Annotated in this window: 22 protein-coding genes; 16 read left to right on the top strand and 6 right to left on the bottom strand. The window is 59.6% G+C overall.

The annotated features are described in order from the left end of the window. Positions 1-196: 196 nt before the first annotated feature. Complete coding sequence (gene sohB / locus ACY4LX_RS16195) at positions 197-1,219, bottom strand: protease SohB (protein ID WP_463260541.1); 1,023 nt, start codon at positions 1,217-1,219, stop codon at positions 197-199. Positions 1,220-1,425: 206 nt separating this feature from the next. On the opposite strand from sohB, the gene ACY4LX_RS16190 reads away from it, so the two are divergent. Further along, the gene (locus tag ACY4LX_RS16190; RefSeq protein ID WP_149658175.1) at positions 1,426-2,136 is read left to right on the top strand and encodes a histidine phosphatase family protein; all 711 of its coding nucleotides are present in this window, start codon (positions 1,426-1,428) and stop codon (positions 2,134-2,136) included. Positions 2,137-2,199: 63 nt separating this feature from the next. Continuing rightward, entirely contained in the window at positions 2,200-2,514 is a 315-nt protein-coding gene (locus ACY4LX_RS16185; protein ID WP_463260540.1) for an SCP2 sterol-binding domain-containing protein, read from the top strand. Positions 2,515-2,594: 80 nt separating this feature from the next. On the opposite strand, the gene ACY4LX_RS16180 is transcribed toward ACY4LX_RS16185, so the two are convergent. Then, positions 2,595-3,191 (bottom strand): hypothetical protein, encoded by a 597-nt coding sequence (locus ACY4LX_RS16180; RefSeq protein WP_149658177.1) that lies wholly within the window; start codon positions 3,189-3,191, stop codon positions 2,595-2,597. 275 nt (positions 3,192-3,466) lie between these two features. On the opposite strand from ACY4LX_RS16180, the gene ACY4LX_RS16175 reads away from it, so the two are divergent. Together ACY4LX_RS16175 and ACY4LX_RS16170 are read left to right on the top strand one after the other, a co-directional pair. Next, positions 3,467-5,305 (top strand): amidohydrolase, encoded by a 1,839-nt coding sequence (locus ACY4LX_RS16175; RefSeq protein WP_463260539.1) that lies wholly within the window; start codon positions 3,467-3,469, stop codon positions 5,303-5,305. 256 nt (positions 5,306-5,561) lie between these two features. Beyond that, positions 5,562-7,274 carry a hydrogenase maturation protein gene (locus ACY4LX_RS16170; RefSeq protein ID WP_463260538.1) on the top strand — a complete coding sequence of 571 codons (1,713 nt, stop codon included), beginning with the start codon at positions 5,562-5,564 and terminating at the stop codon, positions 7,272-7,274. 117 nt (positions 7,275-7,391) lie between these two features. Here ACY4LX_RS16170 and ACY4LX_RS16165 read toward each other — a convergent pair whose 3' ends face one another. Next, positions 7,392-10,022: an MGH1-like glycoside hydrolase domain-containing protein gene (locus ACY4LX_RS16165; RefSeq protein ID WP_463260537.1), complete on the bottom strand. Its 2,631-nt coding sequence runs from the start codon at positions 10,020-10,022 to the stop codon at positions 7,392-7,394. A 252-nt stretch (positions 10,023-10,274) separates the two neighbouring features. On the opposite strand from ACY4LX_RS16165, the gene ACY4LX_RS16160 reads away from it, so the two are divergent. The 5 genes from ACY4LX_RS16160 (at position 10,275) to ACY4LX_RS16140 (ending at position 15,089) form a co-directional block, all read left to right on the top strand. Beyond that, on the top strand, positions 10,275-11,138 hold the full coding sequence (locus tag ACY4LX_RS16160; protein ID WP_149658181.1) for a LysR family transcriptional regulator: 864 nt from the start codon (positions 10,275-10,277) through the stop codon (positions 11,136-11,138). 263 nt (positions 11,139-11,401) lie between these two features. After that, positions 11,402-12,247: a ParA family protein gene (locus tag ACY4LX_RS16155; RefSeq protein WP_463260536.1), complete on the top strand. Its 846-nt coding sequence runs from the start codon at positions 11,402-11,404 to the stop codon at positions 12,245-12,247. Positions 12,248-12,249: 2 nt separating this feature from the next. Beyond that, complete coding sequence (locus ACY4LX_RS16150; protein ID WP_463260535.1) at positions 12,250-12,624, top strand: hypothetical protein; 375 nt, start codon at positions 12,250-12,252, stop codon at positions 12,622-12,624. 243 nt (positions 12,625-12,867) lie between these two features. Next, entirely contained in the window at positions 12,868-14,013 is a 1,146-nt protein-coding gene (locus ACY4LX_RS16145) for a sterol desaturase/SRPBCC family protein (RefSeq protein WP_463260534.1), read from the top strand. Then, entirely contained in the window at positions 14,010-15,089 is a 1,080-nt protein-coding gene (locus ACY4LX_RS16140) for an SMP-30/gluconolactonase/LRE family protein (protein WP_149658183.1), read from the top strand. Before ACY4LX_RS16145 ends, ACY4LX_RS16140 begins: the two co-directional genes overlap by 4 nt. Before the next feature lie 144 nt (positions 15,090-15,233). On the opposite strand, the gene ACY4LX_RS16135 is transcribed toward ACY4LX_RS16140, so the two are convergent. Together ACY4LX_RS16135 and ACY4LX_RS16130 are read right to left on the bottom strand one after the other, a co-directional pair. Continuing rightward, entirely contained in the window at positions 15,234-15,476 is a 243-nt protein-coding gene (locus tag ACY4LX_RS16135) for a hypothetical protein (RefSeq protein WP_463260533.1), read from the bottom strand. Between the two features lie 103 nt (positions 15,477-15,579). Beyond that, positions 15,580-15,822, bottom strand: a complete 243-nt coding sequence (locus tag ACY4LX_RS16130) for a YdcH family protein (protein WP_133836247.1) — start codon at positions 15,820-15,822, stop codon at positions 15,580-15,582. Between the two features lie 217 nt (positions 15,823-16,039). On the opposite strand from ACY4LX_RS16130, the gene ACY4LX_RS16125 reads away from it, so the two are divergent. Further along, positions 16,040-16,561 carry a DUF4142 domain-containing protein gene (locus ACY4LX_RS16125; protein ID WP_149658185.1) on the top strand — a complete coding sequence of 174 codons (522 nt, stop codon included), beginning with the start codon at positions 16,040-16,042 and terminating at the stop codon, positions 16,559-16,561. A gap of 230 nt (positions 16,562-16,791) precedes the next feature. Here ACY4LX_RS16125 and ACY4LX_RS16120 read toward each other — a convergent pair whose 3' ends face one another. Beyond that, complete coding sequence (locus ACY4LX_RS16120) at positions 16,792-17,055, bottom strand: hypothetical protein (protein ID WP_463260532.1); 264 nt, start codon at positions 17,053-17,055, stop codon at positions 16,792-16,794. Positions 17,056-17,418: 363 nt separating this feature from the next. On the opposite strand from ACY4LX_RS16120, the gene ACY4LX_RS16115 reads away from it, so the two are divergent. Genes ACY4LX_RS16115 through ACY4LX_RS16090 form a run of 6 tightly spaced genes read left to right on the top strand, consistent with a single transcriptional unit; the run spans position 17,419 to position 22,840 of the window. Continuing rightward, a complete protein-coding gene (locus tag ACY4LX_RS16115) occupies positions 17,419-18,270 on the top strand; it encodes an STAS domain-containing protein (RefSeq protein ID WP_149658187.1) in 852 nt (283 codons plus the stop codon). Positions 18,271-18,274: 4 nt separating this feature from the next. Continuing rightward, positions 18,275-18,637, top strand: coding sequence for an STAS domain-containing protein (locus ACY4LX_RS16110; protein WP_059405963.1), 363 nt, complete (start codon positions 18,275-18,277; stop codon positions 18,635-18,637). After that, positions 18,634-19,038, top strand: a complete 405-nt coding sequence (locus ACY4LX_RS16105) for an anti-sigma regulatory factor (protein ID WP_054055096.1) — start codon at positions 18,634-18,636, stop codon at positions 19,036-19,038. Before ACY4LX_RS16110 ends, ACY4LX_RS16105 begins: the two co-directional genes overlap by 4 nt. Further along, on the top strand, positions 19,035-20,039 hold the full coding sequence (locus ACY4LX_RS16100) for an ATP-binding protein (protein ID WP_463260603.1): 1,005 nt from the start codon (positions 19,035-19,037) through the stop codon (positions 20,037-20,039). Before ACY4LX_RS16105 ends, ACY4LX_RS16100 begins: the two co-directional genes overlap by 4 nt. Next, complete coding sequence (locus ACY4LX_RS16095; RefSeq protein ID WP_463260531.1) at positions 20,032-20,907, top strand: sensor histidine kinase; 876 nt, start codon at positions 20,032-20,034, stop codon at positions 20,905-20,907. The genes ACY4LX_RS16100 and ACY4LX_RS16095 overlap by 8 nt, the downstream gene beginning before the upstream one ends. Then, entirely contained in the window at positions 20,897-22,840 is a 1,944-nt protein-coding gene (locus ACY4LX_RS16090) for a response regulator (RefSeq protein WP_463260530.1), read from the top strand. The genes ACY4LX_RS16095 and ACY4LX_RS16090 overlap by 11 nt, the downstream gene beginning before the upstream one ends. Positions 22,841-22,853 lie beyond the last annotated feature (13 nt).

Here is a 22,853-nt window from a genome sequence, read left to right as displayed (position 1 = left end):
GATAAGAGCATTCAGTCTAAAGACGTCACTTTCAATTAATAGCTTCAATATCCGATCAGAACTAACACCAACGAATCAACAATATGAACGCAAACAACATCTATATACCGCCCTGCACTTTTTTGATTATGCAGTGACTGAAACAACGGCAATAAAAAACCCGATCACACAAGATGACCGGGTTTTCGACAAGGCGTTACCAGAAGCGCTGTTGGGTCAAACGACTCCACCAACTCAACAACACGCGGTCCACCGAACCGCTGGCCGCCATGCCGATACGCTCTTGCAGGCTTTTGCGTTCGGCGTAGTGCAGGTGATACAGCTCGGCACTCTTGGCGCGCTCGGACAGGTATTCGTCGCTGGTCTTGAGTTCGTCCACCAGTTGCTTGTCCAGCGCAGCGATACCGAGCCAGATTTCACCGGTGGCCACTTCATCAATGGCCAGCTGCGGGCGATAGCGGGCGACAAAGTTCTTGAACAGCTCGTGGGTGATATCCAGGTCTTCCTGGAACTTCTCCCGGCCCTTCTCGGTGTTTTCGCCAAACACGGTGAGGGTGCGTTTGTATTCGCCGGCGGTCAGCACTTCAAAGTCGATGTCGTGCTTCTTCAGCAGGCGATTGACGTTGGGCAACTGCGCGACCACGCCGATGGAGCCGAGGATGGCGAACGGGGCGCTGATAATTTTCTCGCCAATGCACGCCATCATGTAGCCACCGCTGGCAGCGACCTTGTCGATGCACACGGTCAGCGGCACGCCAGCCTGGCGGATCCGCGCCAGTTGCGACGAGGCCAGGCCATAGCTGTGGACCATGCCGCCGCCGCTTTCCAGGCGCAGCACCACTTCGTCTTTCGGCGTGGCCAGGGTCAGCAGCGCGGTGATCTCATGGCGCAGGCTCTCAGTGGCCGAGGCCTTGATGTCGCCGTCAAAATCCAGCACGAAGACCCGGCCCTTGGCTTCGGGTTTCTTCTTCTGTTTTTTCTCGGTTTTGCTCTGGGATTTGCGCAGGGCCTTGAGCTGATCCTTGTCGAGCAGGCTTTGCTCCAGGCGTTCACGCAGGCCTTTGTAGAAATCATTGAGTTTGCTGACCTGCAACTGACCGGCCGACTTGCGCCGACCTTTGCTGCGCAATGCCGCGAAACTGGCCAGGACCACCAGAATGGCGATCACCAGGGTCACGGTCTTGGCCAGGAAACTGGCGTACTCGGCAAAAAACTCCACACAGGACTCCTTCAATACAATGCGCCGCTCAAAAACGCGCGCGGAATGCCGCCAGCATACCCATGCCCCGGCTTTGGGGCCAGCCATGAAACCTTTGGCAACAGGCCTGTAACGGGCATTTCAAACAAGCGTATGTTTTTTCATTGACAGCCCGCGGCCATCCTCATAACCTCGCCGAACCTTCAACGTACCGGGATGACGCGGACGTGGGCAGCATCTACTTGATTCGACATGGCCAGGCCTCCTTTGGTGCAGACGACTATGACGTCCTCTCGCCGACCGGTGTGCGCCAGGCAGAAATCCTCGGCCAGCACCTCGCTGAGCTGGGTATCAGCTTCGATCGCTGCCTCGCCGGGGATTTGCGTCGCCAGCAACACACCGCCACCACCGCGCTGGAGCAATTCGCCGTCGTGGGCCTGCCGGTGCCAACCCTTGAAACCGATTCCGCCTTCAACGAATTCGACGCCGACGCGGTGATCCGCGCCCTGCTCCCGGCCATGCTCAAAGACGAACCGCAAGCGCTGGACGTGCTGCGCAATGCCGCGCAAAACCGTGCCGAGTTCCAGCGTATCTTCGCCCTGATCATCGAGCGCTGGCTGGCCGGCACCTACGACACGCCGGGGCTGGAAAGCTGGCTGGGGTTTGTCGAACGGGTCCAGGCCGGGCTGAACCGCATCCTTGAACTGGCGGACAACACGCAGAAAATCGCCGTGTTCACCTCGGGTGGCACCATTACCGCCCTGCTCCACCTCATTACCCAAATGCCTGCTCGCCAGGCGTTTGAACTCAACTGGCAAATCGTCAACACCTCGCTCAACCAACTGAAGTTTCGTGGTCGCGAGGTGGCCCTGGCTTCCTTCAACAGTCATGCGCATCTGCAACTGCTGAAGGCCCCGGAACTCATCACGTTTCGCTGAGTCCGGATTACTGTGACCCTGGCTGTATTACCCAGCTGTAATTCTCAACAAAAGGATCAAACCATGACCTCCGTAGCTGATGCCGTACAAGCAATGAAAGCCAAGTTCAACCCAGCCGCCGCTGCCGGTCTGGACCTGGTCTTCGGTTTCCGCATCGACGACACCAAGCACTTCTCTCTGATCGTCAAGGACAGCACCTGCGAACTGAAAGAAGGCGAAAACCCGGACGCCCAGGTCACGCTGGTGATGGACGCCGAGACCCTGGAAGGCATCGTCGACGGTTCGACTGACGGCATGCAGGCGTTCATGGGCGGCAAACTGCGCGCTGAAGGCGACATGATGCTGGCGATGAAACTGTCCGAGCTGTTCCCGTCGTAAGATGACGGCTCCCCGCACCGGGGAGCCTCTCTGGCTGCACACGAATCCCGCTTATATGGCGGGATTCGTCGTTTCAGGGCTCAACGCGTACCGGCGTCGTCCATTTCTTCGAAGACTTTGGTGTGTTCTTCTTCCAACGCGTCGACGCTGTTGACCTCGGTCACTTCACCGTCAAACTTGAGCTCACCCTCATCGCCTTCGAGCCTGAGGGGAATGACAAACCGGCGATAGCTCACTTGCAGATACAGGTTATAAAGATCTGCCGGCTTATCCGGGGCCAGGAAAAAGCTGGATTCGTAACGCACGCGCCGGGTCAGCACCGGCCATGTATCCCAGACGAGTTGGGTATTCACTTCGGGCTGAACGTCTTGCAGCGCCTCAAGGGCTTCCTGTACCAGGAATACGTTGTCCTTGGCTTTGAAAACAAACGGCTCGCTGCGGGTCATGATGTACGGATTGATCTTGCCGTCGAGCTCCTGCGGTACGTACATGCCGCTTCGAAACCATTTCGTCGCATCGAACCTCGGCCCAATAGGGCCTGCATCGCGAGACGTCATCATCACCGTGTCGGGAATGGGGATGGTGCTGCCCTGGCCGGCATACAGATAAGTCCCGACCAGCCCGACCGCGATCAGCGCCGCCATCAAGATACCTTTCGGGTTACCGAGTTTAATCATCGTCTACATCCTTGTTTAGGCGGGCGGGGAATCTAACCGATTGGCCCCGGAGTTAAAACAGGCTGCCCATGGATTTGCGGTCTATATTCCTTCTGGCCGCATGCGTCAGACATCGGCTGTTCAATCCCGGTTTTTTGATGAAGAACTGAGCGCAGAACACTGCCATGAGCCCACCTGACGAGCACAACGGATTCAACCGCCGCCATGTATTGCAAGGCCTTACAGCAGGCGCCGTCGGTGCCTGGGTCAGCCCACTTTTCGCAGGGAGTAAAACCATGCCCGACGCCCCGGCCGATCTGATTCTGTACAACGGTCGCTTGCACACCGTCGACCGCAAGAAACCCCAGGCCAGTGCCGTGGCGATCAAGGACGGACGCTTCGTGGTGGTCGGCAGCGATGCCCAGGCCATGGCCCTGCAAGGCCCCGGCACGCAGATCATCGACCTGCACGGGCGCACGGTGATTCCCGGCCTCAACGACTCGCACCTGCACCTGATTCGCGGCGGCCTGAACTACAACCTGGAACTGCGCTGGGAAGGCGTGCCGTCGCTGGTCGACGCATTGCGCCTGCTCAAGGACCAGGCCGACCGCACGCCGACGCCACAATGGGTGCGCGTGGTCGGTGGCTGGAACGAATTCCAGTTCGCCGAGAAACGCCTGCCCACCATTGAAGAACTGAACAAAGCCGCGCCGGACACCCCGGTGTTCGTCCTGCACCTCTACGACCGCGCCCTGCTCAATCGCGCCGCGCTGAAAGTGGTCGGCTACACCCGCGACACGCCGAACCCGCCCGGCGGCGAAATCGTCCGCGACGCCAATGGCGACCCCACCGGCATGCTGATCGCCCGCCCCAACGCGATGATTCTCTACTCGACCCTGGCCAAGGGACCGAAACTGCCGCTGGAACACCAGGTCAACTCGACCCGGCAGTTCATGCGCGAACTCAATCGCTTGGGCGTGACCAGCGCCATCGATGCCGGTGGCGGCTATCAGAATTACCCGGACGACTATCAGGTCATCCAGCAACTGGCGGACGACAAGCAACTCACGGTGCGCATCGCCTACAACCTGTTCACCCAGAAACCCAAGGAAGAACTGACCGACTTCAAGAACTGGACCAGCACCTCCCATTACGGCCAGGGCGACGACTTCCTGCGACACAACGGCGCCGGGGAAATGCTGGTGTTCTCGGCGGCGGATTTCGAGGACTTCCTGGAGCCGCGCCCGGACCTGCCGCAAACCATGGAGCAAGAGCTCGAACCGGTGGTGCGTCACCTCGTCGAGCAACGCTGGCCGTTCCGTTTGCACGCCACCTACAACGAATCCATCAGCCGCATGCTCGACGTGTTCGAGAAGGTCAATCGCGACATTCCGTTCGATGGTTTGCCATGGTTCTTTGATCACGCCGAAACCATCACCCCGCAGAACATCGAGCGGGTCAAAGCCCTGGGCGGTGGCATTGCGATTCAGGATCGCATGGCGTTCCAGGGCGAATACTTCGTTGACCGCTATGGCGCCAAAGCCGCCGAACACACGCCGCCGATTGCGCGGATGTTGGCCGAAGGCATTCCCGTCGGCGCCGGCACCGATGCGACGCGGGTGTCGAGCTACAACCCGTGGACCTCAATGTATTGGCTGGTCAGCGGCCGCACCGTCGGCGGTCTGGAGTTGTACCCCCAAGGCCTGAGCCGCGACACGGCGCTGGAGCTGTTCACCCATGGCAGCGCCTGGTTCTCGTCCGAACAAGGGCAGAAAGGCCAGATCAAGGCCGGGCAATTGGCGGATTTGATTGCGCTGTCGGCGGACTACTTCCACATCGAGGACGAAGGGATCAAGTGGATCGAATCGGTGCTGACCATTGTCGACGGCAAGATTGTCTACGGCAGTGTCGAGTTTGAAAAACTCTCGCCACCGCCGATCCCGGTGGTGCCCGAGTGGTCGCCGGTCACCCAAGTGCCGGGCCACTGGAAGCCGTTGGCCGCGCAGGTTCATCAATGTGTCGGCGCGTGCGCGGTGCATGCCCACAGTCACCAGCGGGCGCGGTTGTCGTCGGCGCCGGTCAGTGACTTCCAGGGGTTCTGGGGGGCGTTTGGCTGTTCCTGTTTCGCCTTCTAACCACGAACCCTGTAGGAGCAAAGCTTGCTCGCGATGGCGTCGTTGAAATCGCCTTCGCGGGCAAGCCTTGCTCCTACAGATGCGTGCAAAACCTGTAGGAGCTTGCTCCTACAAGGGCTTTGCGTGAATGAAGAAAAAAGATTGATCCCGGTCAGGTGGGTATGCCCGGGCACTCTCTACTATCGCCCTTCCATCGAAAGCCAAGGACGGCTCATTGCGAGCGCTGTGGCTGAACATTCTCAAGGAAGAGGCAATCATGCGTTCACTGAAGATCATCCTGCTGTCATCAGCCTTCAATGGCCTGACCCAACGGGCCTGGCTGGAATTGCGCCAGGCCGGGCATAGTCCCAGCGTCGTCCTGTTTACCGACGAAAACGCGGTGTGCGAACAGATCGAACAGTCCGGCGCCGACCTGGTGATCTGCCCGTTCCTCAAGGACCGGGTGCCGCAACAACTGTGGAGCAATCCCAAGCGTCCACTGGTAATCATCCATCCCGGCATCGTCGGCGACCGTGGCGCCAGCGCGCTGGACTGGGCCATCACCCATGAGCGGGATCGCTGGGGTGTCACCGCGTTGCAAGCGGTGGAAGAAATGGATGCCGGGCCGGTCTGGGCCACGAGTGAATTCAACCTGCCCCAGGGCCTGCGTAAATCCGAGCTGTACAACGGGCGGGTCAGTGACGCGGCGATCCGTTGTATCCGCGAAGTCGTAGAAAAATTCATCGCCGGGTTTGTCCCGGTGCCGGTGGATTACCGCCAGCATCAGGTGCTGGGCCGCTTGCAGCCGAACATGAAACAGGTCGATCGCACGTTCAGCTGGCACGACTGCTCGCAGTTCATCAAACGCAGCATCGACGCGGCCGATGGTCAGCCCGGTGTGCTGGCCAGTCTGGCCGGCGGTCAGTACTACCTGTATGACGCGCATCTGGACTCACGCACGGGCACGCCGGGGCAGATTCTGGCGGTGCATGACGATGCGGTGCTGGTGGCGACCGGTGATCACAGCCTGTGGATCGGCTCCTTGCGGCGCAAACCGCTGCCCGGCGAAGAAACCTTCAAGCGTCCGGCCCGGCATGTGCTCGGTCGGCAGTTGAGTGAAGTGCTGACTCTGGACTGGTCGATTGCGTCGAACCCTTTCAACCTTGAGGCCTATCAACCGATCAGTTATCGCGAGTCCGGGCAGGTCGGCGAATTGACGTTCGAGTTCTACAACGGCGCCATGAGCACCGAGCAGTGCCAACGGCTGGTCGAGGCGCTGCGCTGGGCCAAGGCCCGGGACACCCAGGTGTTGCTGATCAAGGGCGGGCGCGGCAGTTTTTCCAATGGCGTGCACTTGAACGTGATCCAGGCCGCCGAGGTGCCGGGGCTGGAAGCCTGGGCGAATATTCAGGCGATTGACGACGTCTGCGAGGAACTGCTGACGGCCCGGCAACTGGTGATCAGCGGCGTGACCGGCAGTGCCGGGGCTGGCGGCGTGATGCTGGCGCTGGCCGCCGACATCGTGTTCGCCCGTGCCGAGATCGTGCTCAATCCGCACTACAAAACCATGGGCCTGTACGGCTCCGAATACTGGACCTACAGCCTGCCCCGCGCGGTCGGCCAGGCCATGGCGGAACAACTGACCGAACAATGCCTGCCGGTGAGCGCCGCCCAGGCCCTGCAATTGGGCATGGTCCAGGAAATCGGCCCGCGTTGCCCCAACGAGTTTGGCTTGTGGTTGCTGCAACGGGCCAATGGCGCGCTGAACGATCCGGCGTACGCCGCCATCCGTGAGCGCAAGGGACGCAACGACACCCAACTGATGCAGCATTGCCGAAATGCCGAGCTGGAAGAGATGCACCTGGACATGGTGCAGAACCGCAAACAGTTCGCCGAGAAGTGCAGCCACTTCGTGTTCAAGCGCAAGGCGTGTGGCACGCCGCAGCGGTTGGTCGCGGATTGGGCGCGGCAGGTCGAGTTAACCGACTGATCGTTAATGATCGTTCCCACGCTCTGCGTGGGAATGCCTCAAGGGACGCTCCGCGTTCCAAGGGGACGCAGAGCGTCCCGGGCTGCATTCCCACGCGGAGCGTGGGAACGAACATCTTCAAGGCTGTAAAAGAAGCGCCACCAACGCCGTCCACCCCGTCTGATGGCTGGCCCCCAACCCGCGCCCGGTCTCGCCATGAAAATATTCATGGAACAACACCAGGTCGCGGCTGGCCGGGTCAGCCTGCAACTGCGCATAACCGGCCATCGACGGCCGATTACCCTCTTCATCGCGCAGAAACAGCTTGGTCAGTCGCTGGCTCAAGCTGTCCGCCACCTCCTCCAATGACGCCAGAAACCCCGACCCCGTAGGGTATTCCACCGAAAAATTCTGGTCGTAGTACCGGTGAAACTCGCGCAACGACTCAATCAGCATGTAGTTGATCGGCATCCACACCGGCCCGCGCCAGTTGGAGTTGCCGCCGTACAGCCGCGATTCGGATTCCGCCGGCTCATAGTGCGCGCACAAACTGTCGCCATTGATCCGAATGCCGAAGGGTTGTTTGGCAAAAGCCTTGGACAGGGAACGGATACCGAACGCCGATAAAAACTCACTTTCATCGAGCATGCGCTTGAGCAAGTCCTTGGTCCGTTCGCCCCGCAACAGCGCGAGCAACATGCGATTGCCTTCGCCGGGTTCGGTCCAGCGCGACACCAGGCTGGCCAGGTCCGGGCGATGGCGCATGAACCCGAGCAAGCGTTCGCGCAAACCGGGCAAACCTTCATGTTCGTGTTGCTCCAGGACCTGCACGGCGAACAGCGGCATCAGGCCGACAATCGAGCGCAAGCGCAGCGGCTCGTTCACCCCATCCGGGCGGTGCAGCACGTCGTAGAAAAACTGATCCTGCTCATCCCACAAGCCTTCGGCCTCGGAGTCGATCTTGTTGATTGCCCCGGCGATGTACAGAAAGTGCTCGAAGAACTTCACCGCGATATCGACGTACACACTGTTGCGCTTGGCCAGCTCCAGGGCGATGCGCATCAGGTCCAGCGCATAGGCCGCGACCCACGCCGTGCCGTCGGCCTGATCCAGTTGGTAACCGGGGGGCAGAATCGCCGAGCGGTCAAACAGTGCGATGTTGTCCAGCCCCAGGAATCCGCCCTGGAACAGGTTGCGACCCTCGGCGTCCTTGCGGTTGACCCACCAGGAAAAATTCAGCAGCAGTTTGTGGAAGATCCGCTCGAGAAAATCCATGTCTCCGGTGCCGGTCAACGCCTTGTCCTGCTGATACACGCGCCAGCAGGCCCAGGCATGCACCGGCGGGTTGGCGTCGTCGAAACGCCACTCGTAGGCCGGCAACTGACCGTTGGGGTGCATGAAGCGATCTTTGACCAGCAGCAACAGTTGGTGCTTGGCGAACCCCGGATCGATCAACGCAAAGGCCACTGCTTGGAAGCCCAGGTCCCACGAGGCGTACCACGGGTATTCCCAGGTATCGGGCATCGAGACGATGTCGACATTCGACAGGTGTCGCCAATGGGTGTTGCGAATGTGCGTGCGCTCGGGGGGCGGCGCCGGTTGGGTCGGGTCGCCGTCGAGCCACTGGTTGACGTCGAAATAGTAGAGCTGTTTCGACCAGAGCAAACCGGCCAGTGCCTGGCGCTGCACATTGCGCGCATCGGCGTCCTTGATCTCGGCTTGCAGCGCGGCGTAGAAACCATCGGCCTCGGCGCGGCGCCGTTCGAACAGGGTCCGGGCGTTGATCTGCGGGGAACCGGCCGGGGCAAAGCGCAGGAACACGCTGCGAGTCTGGCCGGCGTCGAAGCTCAGGGTGAAATGCGCCGCGACCTTGGTGCCGCTGTCACGGCGCACTGCATCGGTGGTGCCATCGACAATGAAATCATTGATGCCGTCCTTGAACGGGCCTTGCGCCGACACGCCATCGAGCGTGGGGAAGTTGCTCTGGTTTTCGCAGAACAGCCACTCGCAATCGGCCTCGCCCCACGCGGTGGCTTGGCGGTCTGGCATGTGCGGATGTTGGGCCAGGACCCGATCACCACTGAGGCTCAGGTTGGGTTTCTGCCCATCGGCCACCCAGCTCCAGGTGTTGCGCGCCCACAGGTGCGGCAACACGCGCAGGCGCGCCGGCTGCTCGGCGCGGTTATGCACGGTGACGCGCATGAAGATGTCGTCGGCAGTGTGCTTGGCGTACTCCACCGTCACGTCGAAATAGCGGTTGTCGTCGAACACCCCGGTGTCGAGGATTTCATATTCGGTATCGGTCAGGCCCCGGCGGGCGTTTTCAGCCACCAAGTCAGCGTAAGGAAATTCGGCATGGGGGTATTTGTAGAGCATGCGCATGTAGGCATGGCTCGGCACGCCGTCGATGAAGAAATACAGTTCCTTGACGTCTTCACCGTGATTGCCTTCGCTGTTGTTCAGGCCGAACAGGCGTTCCTTGATGATCGGGTCGCGCTCGTTCCACAAGCCCAGGCCCAGGCACCAGTGCTGGGCCTTGTCGCTGAACCCGGCCAGGCCGTCCTCGCCCCAGCGATAGGCGCGGCTGCGCGCATGTTCGTGGGGAAAATAACGCCAGGCGTCACCGTCACGGCTGTAATCCTCACGCACCGTGCCCCACTGGCGTTCGCTCAAGTAAGGCCCCCACTCTCGCCAGTCCGGGGCCTCGCTGCCGGCCAGGCGCTGGCCTTCCGGGGTGTCGAGGATCGTGGCGGTGGGTTTTGCCGGCATGAGGTCGTCCGTTGGGTCGGGAGATGGATGCAGTGTAGTGCGCGGGGGTTAGAGGGAATGTGAAAACTCTGACACCTTTGGTACTGAAACCTGCAGGCACCATGGAACCTGTGGCGAGGGAGCTTGCTCCCGCTGGGTCGCGCAGCGGCCCCAAAATCTTGTGAACGCTGCGCACTCAAGCGGGAGCAAGCTCCCTCGCCACAGGGTATCGATGGCTCTTACAATGCGGACACCTTCAGCACCGGCCACCCCATGGACATCGACCTCGCCCGCACCTTCCTGGAAATCGTCCGCCACGGCAGCCTCGCCGCCGCCGCGCAAAAGCTCCACGTGACCCAGACCGCCATCACCGCGCGGGTGCAGAAACTCGAAAGCCAGTTGGGCAGCACCCTGTTCGTGCGCAACCGCGCCGGCGCTCGCCTGACCCCGAACGGCGAAGCCTTTGTGGTCTATGCCAATCAACTGGTGCAAACCTGGGAAGCTGCGCGCCGGGACCTGCCGTTGCCCGAAGGCTATCGCGACGTGTTGCACATCGGCGGCGAAGTCAGCCTGTGCAATCCGCTGATGCTCAGTTGGGCCGCCGAGTTGCGGGAGAAGATCCCCAGCCACGCCCTGCGCATGGAAATCCGCGACGGTGAAAACCTGCTGCGCCAACTGGAACTGGGTGTGCTCGACGCGGCGCTGGTCTACCAGCCCGAATATTGGCCACGCCTGCAAGTGGAACAGGTGCTGGAAGAAAAACTGATCCTCGTGCGCCTGGCTGGCCAACCCGACCCGTACGTGTACATCGACTGGGGCCCGGATTTCCGCCGCCAACACGACGCCGCCCTGCCGGAAAAAGCCAAGGCCGCCCTGAGTTTCAACCTCGGCCCATTGGCCTTGCAGTACCTGCTGGAGCACGGTGGCAGTGGTTATTTCCGCACCCGGGTGGTGCAGAGTTATCTGGAAAGCGGCGTGCTGGAAGCGGTGGCCAAGGCCCCGGAATTCAGTTACCCGACGTACCTGGTTTACTCCCGGGACCGGGATTCGGCGACCCTGCAACAGGCGTTCGATCTGCTGCGCGATGTGATCAAGACCGACGATGACTGGTCCCAGCGCTGGAACCCGTTGGGCTGACAGGCAACTGAAAAAATAAAACAATCATCACAATCAGAAAACTCGTAAGGTCATCACCGGTTGTTGCTGGCGAACAGTATTCGCTAAAAAGTAAATTGAATATCTGCTTAAAGACCGAGACAGATTATTACTGCCCACGAGCCTAGCGGCTAAGAACCACTGGACTCATAACCAGCAAAATAGTAGCTTCAGGCGGGACTGAAAAAGCTGCAACCTATTCCCCCAAACAGAAGCACAAATATACATACCTAAAGGATAAGGTCATGACAAAAATCGTAAGCTTCATAAACTTGAAGGGCGGAGTGGGTAAAACCACCACTACCGTGAATATTGCAGCAACTCTTGCCACAGACGGCTATAAAGTCCTGGTAATAGACTTGGATCCTCAAACAAACGCAACAGTCTCTCTGATTGACCAGGAAGAATGGCAGGAGCGACATGACAGCGGTCAGACCTTATACCATCTATTCAACGACATGCTTAAGGGTGAAAGCCAGTTCAGCATCGACAAAGCTATTCTTAAAGACGTAGCAGATATTGAAGGACTTGACTTGCTCCCTTCGAGCATTCACTTGGTAGAGATACAAGATGACATTCCTGACATGGACAACAAAGCATATGTAAGCCATGTCGACGTATTAGGGAACATCATAGAAAACATAAAAAAAGATTATGACTTTATTCTAATCGACTGCCCTCCAAACCTCGGAGCAATTACTTTAAACGGAATCAGCATTAGCGATTATTACATCGTACCAACAGTCCCGGACATTCTATCAAAAATAGGTATAAGTTTAATTCTGAACCGAATCAGCACTTTCAAAAAAAGAAAACATAGTTGCAAAATTGATCTGGCTGGCATTATTTTCACCAAGGTCGACTATAGAACTAATTTGCATAAATCGACGATGACCGAACTACGATCAGGTGATTATAGCGAGTATGTATTTGTAAATGACTTCCCCCAACGAATCTCAGTAGCTGAAGCCCCTGTTGATTCAAGACCGTTTATTACTTCAGCTACTGCTAAAAGAAAAAGCGATTTCCAAGACACAAAAAATATCATCACCCGCTTAACTGATGAATTCCTGCATAGAGTAGGGGCATAAACATGAAAACGATCAGTAGAAAAGACATAGAAATTTTTGGAAAGGTACTTTCAGAAATCGGCGCATCAATTGAGGAAAACCCTGACACTCTATTGAAATTACTTCGACCTTTCTACCAAAAAGAAAACAAAGAGCCAAAAGAAAAAGAAGTCGTGCGCGGAGAGATAGAGCAACTTAATATTTTCGAAAACTTCAAAGAAAAAAAGAAAAGCGAAATAGAAAAAGAGCTAACAACTTTCAACAAAGAAGAGCTGAAATTTATCATAAAGAAATATAGCCTGGGAGCAACAAAACTCACTTCCAATGAAAAACTTTCTGAATTTATAGCAGACCAAATCTCCAAAAGAACTAAAGACGTTTTTATAAACCAAGAATAACAGTTGAGCGGGGCGGCTAGTATTTTCTACACATAGCCGCCTCTCTTTTTTCTAAATCCGCCTACTCGCCATGCGTTTAAAAAACCATACCTTTTAAGTGCTGATAAGCACCGAAAATATAAAGAAGCTTCTACGCAAAAATGCCTCGTGCTGGCTCATGGCAGTTTCGCCCTCAACGTTCGCCAGGCCTGCCCGGCGGGATCGGCTAATCTGCTGTGATAACAACAATCACAGGTGAGCGCAGTGAGGCAGACCACCCAGGCTTTTCGCAGCCGTTACCGGGCCGACATTCATCGGCTCTACAACCCGTGGCTGCACGGCACCTTCGTGCTGCTGTTCGGCCTCCTCGCCATCGCCGGGTTCTGGCGCACGGTGCAACAGGTGCAGGCGCTGGAATGGCTGACGGTGCCGCTGACGCTGTTGTTCTTCAACTTTGGCGTGTACATGGTGCATCGCCACCTTGGGCACCACAAAAAGAGCTTCGCGCGGATGTTCTATGCCAGGCATGCCGGCGATCATCACAGCTTCTTTACCCCCGGCCACATGACCTACGACAGCGCCCGGGACTGGCGGGTGATTCTGTTCCCGGCGTGGCTGATCGTGCTGCACACGCTGGTCATCACCCTACCCCTCTGGTGGCTGTTTTCCCGGGTCAACGCCAATGTCGCCGGGTTGTTTGGCGGCTGCATGGTCCTGGGTTACCTGACCTATGAAGTGTTCCATGCCTGCGAGCATTTGCCGCCGCGCAACCCGATCACACGGCTGCCATGGATCCGCCAGATGCGCCGCCTGCATGAACTGCATCACCGCCGCGAAGTGATGCAGGAGCGCAATTTCAATATCGTGTTTCCGCTGATGGACTACCTGTTCGGCACCCTGTACTGGGAGCCGGAGCACACCCACCCGAACCCGACGAGAACGCCCATGACCCGCATGCAGCACCCGATCGACATCGCCGGCAACCCGATTGCCGTGCTCGCCTACGCCAGCACCGTGACCCGTTGGCCGGAGTGGCATCCCTCGTCGCTCAAGGTCGATGGCCAGGCCGGGCCGCTGCATGCGGGGTCGCGCTTTGAAGAGGACATCCGCGCCGGCGGGCGTGACGGGCACTTGAGCTGGGAGGTCGAGGAGTATTTGCCAGGGCGACGCTGGCGTGCCCGGGCCCAAGGCGATCATGGGTTGTCGCTGGTGGTGACCTACGAGTGCGAGGCGCTCGGCGACGGCACACGGTTTGTCCGGACCCTGGATTATCGGTTCAGCGGTTTGGGCATGCGCATCGCCAATCTGTTGCTGCTCAAGCGGCGCATCGAGCATGAGTCGGCGGCGTCGATGCTGGCGCTGCGCAACATGGCGCAAAAGCACCTGGCACCCGCAGGCGTGAGCGCATGAGGGCCCTCTTCAGGTGTGTGTTGTTGCTGATCGTCGTATTTGTCGCGTTTTTACTGCTGATGCCAAGCAAAGTCGAACCGGTGGCCTGGACACCGGCAGCGGCGCCGTCATTGGCCAGCGGGGTGTACGCCGACAATCAGCGACTCAAGGACGTGGAGCGTATTGGTTCTTCGGACATCGACGGGCCTGAGGCGTTATTGCTGGAAAACGACCTGCTGATCACCGGTTTGCACGACGGCCGGGTGATTCGCAGCAGCCTCGACGGCAACGTCAGGACCGTGCTGACCGACACGGGTGGCCGGCCGTTGGGACTGGCCCGGCATCCCAATGGTTTGCTGGTGATCGCTGACGGGGTCAAGGGCTTGCTGTCCCTTGATGCCCAGGGTCGGGTGATCCCATTGACCACAGAAGCGAATGGCGTGCCATTCGGTTTTACCGATGACGTGGTGATCGACAAGCCCGGGCACTACGCCTACTTCAGTGATGCGTCGAGTCGCTGGGGCTATGGCAAGGATGGCGAGGCGATTATGGAGCACGGCGGCGACGGTCGTTTGCTGCGCTATGACTTCCAGACCGGCAAGACCACCCTGCTGCTGGACAAGCTGGAATTCGCCAACGGCGTCACCCTCGGGCCCGACGATGCGTTTGTGCTGGTCAACGAAACCGGCGCCTACCGCATCACTCGCTATTGGCTGAGCGGGCCGAAAGCCGGGACCCATGATGTGTTTATCGACAACCTGCCGGGGCTGCCGGACAACCTGGCGTTCAACGGGCGGGATCGCTTCTGGGTGGCGCTCTATGCCCCGCGCAACAAACTGCTGGACGCCACAGCGCCGCACCCGTTCGTGCGCAAGATGATCGTGCGGGCGATGATGGTGTTGCCCAAACCGGTGGAGAAACGGGCGTTCGCGTTGGGACTGGACCTGGACGGCAAGGTGATTGCCAATTTGCAGGATGCGGGCAGCGGCAATTATTCGCCGATCACCACGGTGCGCGAGTATGGAGACTGGTTGTATTTTGGGTCGTTGACAGCGCGGCACATGGTGCGGTTGCCGCTCAGCAAAGCCTTGAACTGATCGTCAATCAAACACCAAACCTGTAGGAGCAAAGCTTGCTCGCGAACGCGGCGTGTCAGTCAACATGGATGTTGAATTTGATGACGCCTTCGCGAGCAAGCTTCGCTCCTACAGGGGGGCGGCATCTGAAGAGGGTCAGGCCAATCAACGCGGATCCCTCTCGCCATCGCGCTCGGCGTTGTCGGTTTCTTCGCGCACCCGTTCAGGGTCGAGGTCGGTGCCGTCGCGCTGTTCCATCGGCTTGGCGCCTTCGTTGTTCGGCAGCTCGTCGATGCCCGGTTCGTCCTCGGGGTGGACGGTCGTGCGGCCGGGGCTCAGCGGTTCGGGATGGGTCGGGATCGGGTCGTACCCGCCCTGCTCTTCACTGGGGAATTTTGGCTCTGTCATAAGGGCACCTCTGAGAAGCGAGTCATGAATGGAGAGACTCTGTACTTTCGAGGTGCCGGGCTTTATCGCCGTTCCAACTATTCAGTCACCGGTCGTCGGTGGCTCAGGACGACGCCTGGAGTTGCTGGACGATCTTGTCCTTGACCTGCAATCGCTGTTCCTTGAGCTTTTTCAGTGCGTCGTCGCTGGGGGCATCGGACTGGGCCGTTTCGGCCTTGACCACCTCATTGTCCGCCTGCACATATTTATTGATCAGTGAATCCAGTAACGGATCCGTGGTGCGTTTTTGCTGGATAACTTCCTTGGGAATGTTCAGGTCCTGATAAAGGTTGTGTGGCACCGGCATGGAACACCTCCGTTTGTTGATCGGTAGCAAACGCGATCAATTGCGTTCACCAACCATCAGAATGGCCTCGGTTACCCGGTTCTGTCGACCTCCTGTCAGACCAGCGGTGGCCGTTCGTCGTCGTTTGGCGTTTGCGATCAAACCTTTCGTCGAGTCCCGACCTCCATTGAATAACGATCACCTCGATCGCTCATAAAACCCGTGTGGAGAAGAACCAATGGACGGATTTACCCTGCGCCACCTCGCCCTGGCCGTTGCCCTGAGCACCAGCATGGGCACCGCGTTCGCGGCCACTTCCAATGATTTCGTCGACAACGCCGCGGCCGGCGGCATCGCTGAAGTTGAAACCAGCAAACTGGCCCTGGAAAAAAGCGCATCGGCGGACATCAAATCGTTCGCCAACATGATGATCACCGACCACACCAAGGCCAACGATGAACTGGCGGCGCTGGCGAAAAAGCATGACATCGAGGTGCCGGACAGCACGACACTGGTCAATCAGGCCAAGGCGAAAATCCTCGACCTGCGCGATGAATCCTTCGATGCGGCCTACGCCAACAATCAGGTGAAGGCCCACGAAGAAACCATCGCACTGTTCAAGAAAGAAGCCGACACGGTGACTGACGACAAAAAACCGGGCGCCACCGACCTCAAAGGCTTCGCGCAGAAGATGTTACCGGCGCTGGAGAAGCATCTGGACGCGGCCAAAGCCTTGCAAGCGAAGCATCCAAGCAAATAACCCGGACAAAGAACCGCATCCAGAAGATTAGCGCCAGTCAGACAAGCGATGAGTAACCTGTGGCGAGGGAGCTTGCTCCCGTTGGACTGCGCAGCAGCCCCCTTCTTTAGTCAGGTAAAGAGAGGGGCCGCTGCGCAGCCCAGCGGGAGCAAGCTCCCTCGCCACAGATTCAGTGTCAGGTTTGACTGATTGGCATAAATCCGGTCGATGCGGTTTTTTTTCGTCTGCGGTTAGCCGCCATCAGTATCGATATCGGCATCGGTATCCTCACCGGGTTTTGGCCGGTCGGGATGCGGTTTGAAGCCGGGACTGAACTCGTTGTCGTTGTCGGTGTGGCGGTTCTTCTGGTCGACCGCGGGGTCGGCGCTGTCCGGCTTGGCGGTCTGTTCGCCCTGGCCGCGATTACCTTCACCCGGGACCTGCGGGTCAATCGCCGGGTCATTGCGATCAACCGGCGCCCCGGATTGATCCTGTTGCTGGGATTGCTCTTTCATAGCTACCTCGTTCGTCACTGCACTTGCGCGGCTGGAAACAGTCGGCCATGAAGATTCGAAGCCATCCCCGGCGCAGGGTTCAATCTCATGAAACCCGGTCTCCCTGTAGGAGCGAGGCTTGCCCGCGAAGGCGTCTTCGAAATCGCCATCGCGGGCAAGCCTTGCGCCTACAAACGGCGTCGGTTGGATTAGTGAAGATCAAAGGCAAGATCAAAAGATCGCAGCCTTCGGCAGCGCCTACTAGAGTGAAGGATGTAAAAAATCCTGCCGTGCGCGAACAACTATTTCGCACGGCAAATGTCACTGATTCGCGCCGATCATTTTTATGGGGTATCGGCCATCATTCCCAAGGAGTCAAGACACATGGCGGCACTGCACAGCAACACACTCGAAGCGATGAAGAAAACCCAGGCGCAATTGCTCGCCGAATGGACGAACAGCCTCGAGGCCAGTGGTGCCACGCGCAACATCAAGGAACAAGACCTCAAGCAACAGACCTCGGAGTTCCTGCACCTGGTCATTACCGGGCTGGAGCGTGGCAACGGGCAGAACATCGCCGCGGCCGGCTGGGACGAGATCCGCCAATTCCTCGAAAAACTCTCCCATAGCCGCGCCATGCTCGGCCAGGACTCGCAGCAGACCGCCAGTTTCATCTTTTCCCTCAAGGGACCGATGTTTAGCCTGCTGCAAACCGAATACAAACAGGACCCGGCGCAATTGGCCGAACAACTCTGGGAAGTCTCCGAGCTGCTCGATGCCCTGGGCATGCACACCATCCGCACCTTCCAGAAGTCTCGCGAGGCGGTGATCAAGCGTCAGCAAGAAGAACTGCTGGAACTGTCGACCCCGGTGGTCAAGCTCTGGGACGGCGTACTGGCCCTGCCGATGATCGGCACCCTCGACTCGCAACGCACCCAGGTGGTGATGGAATCGCTGCTGCAACGGATCGTCGACACCGGCTCGGAAATCGCCATCATCGACATCACCGGCGTGCCCACCGTTGACACCCTGGTGGCGCAGCACCTGCTCAAGACCGTCACCGCGATTCGCCTGATGGGCGCCGATTGCATCATCAGCGGCGTGCGTCCGCAGATCGCGCAAACCATCGTGCACTTGGGCCTGGACCTGCAAGGCGTGGTGACCAAGGCCAACCTGGCCGATGCCCTGAAACTGGCCCTGACCCGACTGGGAATCACCGTCAGCAAGGCGGTATGAGGCGATGGAGCGCATCCCGATTCTGCAAATGGGCGACTTCCTGCTGGTGACCATCCAGGTCGACATGCATGACCAGCTCGCCCTCACTCTTCAGGACGATCTCTCCGAGCGCATCAGCCGCACCTCGGCCCGGGGCGTGCTGATCGATATCTCGGCGCTGGACATGGTCGACTCGTTCATCGGGCGGATGATCGGCACCATCTCCGGTCTGTCGAAAATCATGGATGCCCAGACCGTACTGGTGGGCATGCAACCGGCCGTGGCCATCACCCTCGTGGAGTTGGGCCTGACCCTGCCCGGCGTCAGCACCGCGCTGAACGTCGAGCGGGGGATGAAACTGCTACAGGCTCGAGTACGCGAACAATGACCGTGCGCAGCAGCGGCAGCCAGCCCATCCAAATCGAGCAAGACGTGGTCCTGGCCCGCCAGACCGCGCGCAAACTCGCCCAGGAATGCGGCATGCGCCTGATCGACCTGACCAAACTGGTGACTGCCGTCAGCGAGCTGGCGCGCAACACCATGGTGTATGGCGGTGGCGGCGACATGGACTGGCAGATCCTCGACGAAAACGCGCGCACCGGGTTGCGCCTGGTCTTTCGTGACGAAGGCCCGGGCATCCCCGACATCAAGTTGGCCATGACCGACGGCTGGACCTCCGGCAGTGGGCTTGGGCTTGGGCTGACCGGGGCCAAACGGCTGGTGGAAGAGTTCGAACTGGAAACCGAGCCTGGCAAAGGCACTCGCATAACGATTACCCGATGGACATGAACATTGGCGGTACCCTCACGCTCGTGTTGCCGATCGAAGACAGCAGTCAGATCGGTCATGCCCGGCGCACCGCGCAAAAACTCGCAGAATTAAACGGCTTCGACGCCACCGACGCCGGACGTGTGGCGCTGGTGGCCACGGAACTGGCGAGCAACATCCTCAAGCACGCCGCAAGAGGCGAATTGCATCTCAGGACCCTGCCCCGCCCGACCGGCGCCGGGATCGAAATCCTCGCTGTGGACCGGGCCGGCGGCTTTGATTTGCAAGCATGCCTGACCGATGGGTTTTCCACCGGCGGCACCCAGGGCATCGGGCTCGGGGCGGTGTCGCGCCAGACCGAAGTGTTTGATGTCTATGCGGACTCACGGGGCGCAGTGCTGTTGGCGCGTCTGTACCCGCGAACTGACAAGGCGCCGGACCGACGCATCGGCGTCAGCCAGCATTCATTGCATAACGATCCGGCGTGTGGCGATGTCTGGCACCTGGCGTTCGACGGGCCGCGCATCAGTGTGCTGGTGATCGATGGCCTGGGCCACGGCGAAGACGCCGAACGCGCCGCCCGGGCCGGAGAGAAAGCTTTCTCCCTGGCACCGTTCGCCTCGCCGATGTTGTTGCTCGAAGACATGCATCACGCCATGATCGGCACCCGTGGCGGCGCGGCAGCCTTCGCCCAGTTCGATGGCGATGCCTTGAAATATGTCGGCATCGGCAATATCGGCGGCTGCCTGATTACCCCGGACAAATCCCGTGGCCTGGCCTCCCACCCCGGCATCGTCGGCGGCCAATACCGGAAGGCTCAACCCTTTGACTATGCTCAAGTGAACGGACACCTATTGATCATGTACAGCGACGGCCTGCAGTCCCGATGGAACCTGCAAGATTACCCCGGCCTGGTGCACCGCCACCCCGCCGTGATTGCCGCTGTCCTGCACCGCGATTTCTGTCGCGGCCGGGACGATGTAACGGTAGTGGTCGTTGCCCTGGAGGCCGCGCATGGCTGAGTCACCCAACCTGACGCCGGACGAACAAGCGTCGCTGATCGCCCAATTGCAGGGCGAAGCCACGGCGCTGCGCAACGAACTCGAAGAAACCAACCAGGGGGTGCTGGCGCTCTACGCCGAGCTGGATGAACAGGCCGAACAACTGCGCCAGGCCTCGGACCTGAAAAGCCGCTTCCTGTCGTACATGAGCCATGAATTCCGCACGCCGCTGGGCTCGATCCTGAGCATCACCGGCCTGCTGACCGATGAACTCGACGGCCCGTTGAGCCCCGAGCAGCACAAGCAGGTGGCGTTTGTCAGCGGTGCCGCGCGGGAGTTGAGCGACATGGTCGACGACCTGCTCGACCTGGCGAAGATCGAGGCCGGGCGCATCAGCATTTCCCCGGCCTGGTTCGACATGCTCGACCTGTTCGCCGCCCTGCGCGGCATGTTCCGGCCGATTGTCGATGGCAGCGCCGTGGACCTGATCTTCGAAGAGCCGGTGGGTCTGCCACGGCTGTTCACCGACGACAAGAAACTCGCGCAGATCCTGCGCAACTTCATTTCCAACTCGCTGAAGTTCACCACCCGTGGTGAAGTCCGGGTCTCGGCGCGCCTGGAAAACAGCGATCACGTGCGCTTCGCCGTCAGAGATACCGGAATAGGTATCGCCCCGGAGCTGCATGGCGCATTGTTCGAGGACTTTTCTCAAGTTGACTCGCCATTGCAGAAACGCTTGCGCGGCACCGGACTGGGTCTGTCACTGTGCAAACGCTTTGCCGAGTTGCTGGGCGGCGAAGTCGGGGTACAAAGTACGCCGGGTGCCGGTTCGACCTTTTTCGTGATCATCCCGCTGGCCATCGCCGTGGAGCCTGCCGATGAAACGTGATATCTGCCTGTTGATCGTCGACGACAACGTCGCCACCCGCTACGCCCTGCGTCGGCGCCTGGAACGGCATGGCTACGCTATTCTCGAAGCCGGCACCGGTGGCGAGGGCCTGGCGCTGATCGACAGCGAGCGGATCGACGCGCTGATCCTCGACGTCAACCTGCCGGACATGAGCGGCTTCGACATCGTGCGCAAACTGCGCGCCGATGCGGCGACCGCCCTGCTCCCAGTCATCCATGTGTCAGCAGCCTCGATCCAGACCGGCGACATCATCACCGGCCTGGACGCCGGCGCCGATGCCTACCTGATTCACCCCGTGGACCCGGACGTGTTGCTGGCCACCCTGCGCACGCTGCTGCGGGTGCGCGACACCGAGAATGCCTTGCGCGAAAGCGAGGCGCGCTTTCGCGAGATTTTCACCAACGTCTCGGCGCCCATCGCGGTGATGGACGCGGCGCTGAAAGTCCACGAATGCAATCACGCCTTCGCCCAACTGATCCAGGACAACCTCGACCCGGACACCCTGCGCGAGTGCTTTGCCGACGATCAAGGCGCGGTGATTGATGAACTGCGCCTGCGCCTGGCCTATGGCGAGCGCTGGAAAGGCACGCTGAACATGCGGGTCGAAGGTCAGGTGCGGGAAACCGAGTGGCAGATTTCACCCTATCGCACCCCGGAATTGAGCCTGGTTTTCGTCGAGGATGTCACCGAACACCGGCACCGCGAACGCTCGCACCTGGCCCGGCTCGACGACGCCACCACGCAACTGGCCAAGGAAGTCGCCGAACGGGTGCGCACCGAAGCACAACTGCTGCAAGTGCAGAAAATGGATGCCCTGGGCAAGCTCACTGGCGGCATCGCCCATGACTTCAACAATTTGCTCACCGGCATCATCACCAGTCTGGAACTGATCCAGAAACGCATGGCCGATGGGCGCACCGAAAAGGTTCAGTTCTACGCCGAGGCGGCGCTGAACTCGGCCATGAGCGCTGCGTCCCTGACCCATCGCCTGCTGGCCTTTGCTCGTCAGCAGCCGCTGGATACCCGGCCGGTGGACATCAACGAGAACATCCGCTCCCTGGAAGAACTGCTGATTCGCACCATCGGCGAGCGCATTACCCTGAGGCTGGAACTGACCTCCAAGGCGGCCATCGCGCTGGTCGATCCGATCCAGCTGGAAAGTGCCGTGCTCAACCTGGTAATCAACGCCCGGGATGCCCTGCCCCAGGGCGGCAATATCTGGGTCAGCACCTACGCCGCCTATTCCCACGGCGACCCGAATCTGGCGGACGGCGCGTATGTGGCACTGGCGGTTCGTGATGACGGCACCGGTATCGAGCACAGTGTGATCGACAAGGTGTTTGATCCGTTCTTCACCACCAAGCCGCTGGGCCAGGGCACCGGGTTGGGGTTGTCGACCATTTACGGTTTCGCCCGGCAGTCGGGGGGCGATGCGCATATTCGCAGCGTGGCCCGGCGCGGGACCGAAGTAACCATTATGTTGCCGGCCAGCGCTGATCCGACGGCGATCGAAATCCCGTCGGTGACCGTCGACTCCCAAGGCTCGGGCGAGCATGTGCTGATCGTCGAGGACATGCCCTCGGTGTGCATGTTCGTCGCCGAAGTGCTGGTGGACGCCGGCTATCGCTGCACGCAGGTGGGTGATATCGAATCGGCACTGGAGCGTTTGCAGAGTGATCCGTCGATTGAACTGATGCTCACCGACGTCGGGTTGCCGCGCATGAGCGGGCGGGAACTGGCGGATGTCGCCCGGGGTTGGCGTGAAGGGTTGCCGATTCTGTTCATGACCGGTTATACGGAGAATGCGCTGAATCGCCAGGTGTTCCTGGGCGAAGGCATGGACATGCTGGTCAAGCCGTTTCAGATCAGTGAATTGCTGGACAAGGTTCGCCGCTCCCTCGACGGCGCCTGAAAACAAGCCTTGC

The sequence above is a fragment of the Pseudomonas sp. Emmai genome, from assembly GCF_055179735.1.
Note: the sequence above shows the minus strand (reverse complement) of the source record. Positions and strands in the feature narration are given on the sequence as shown.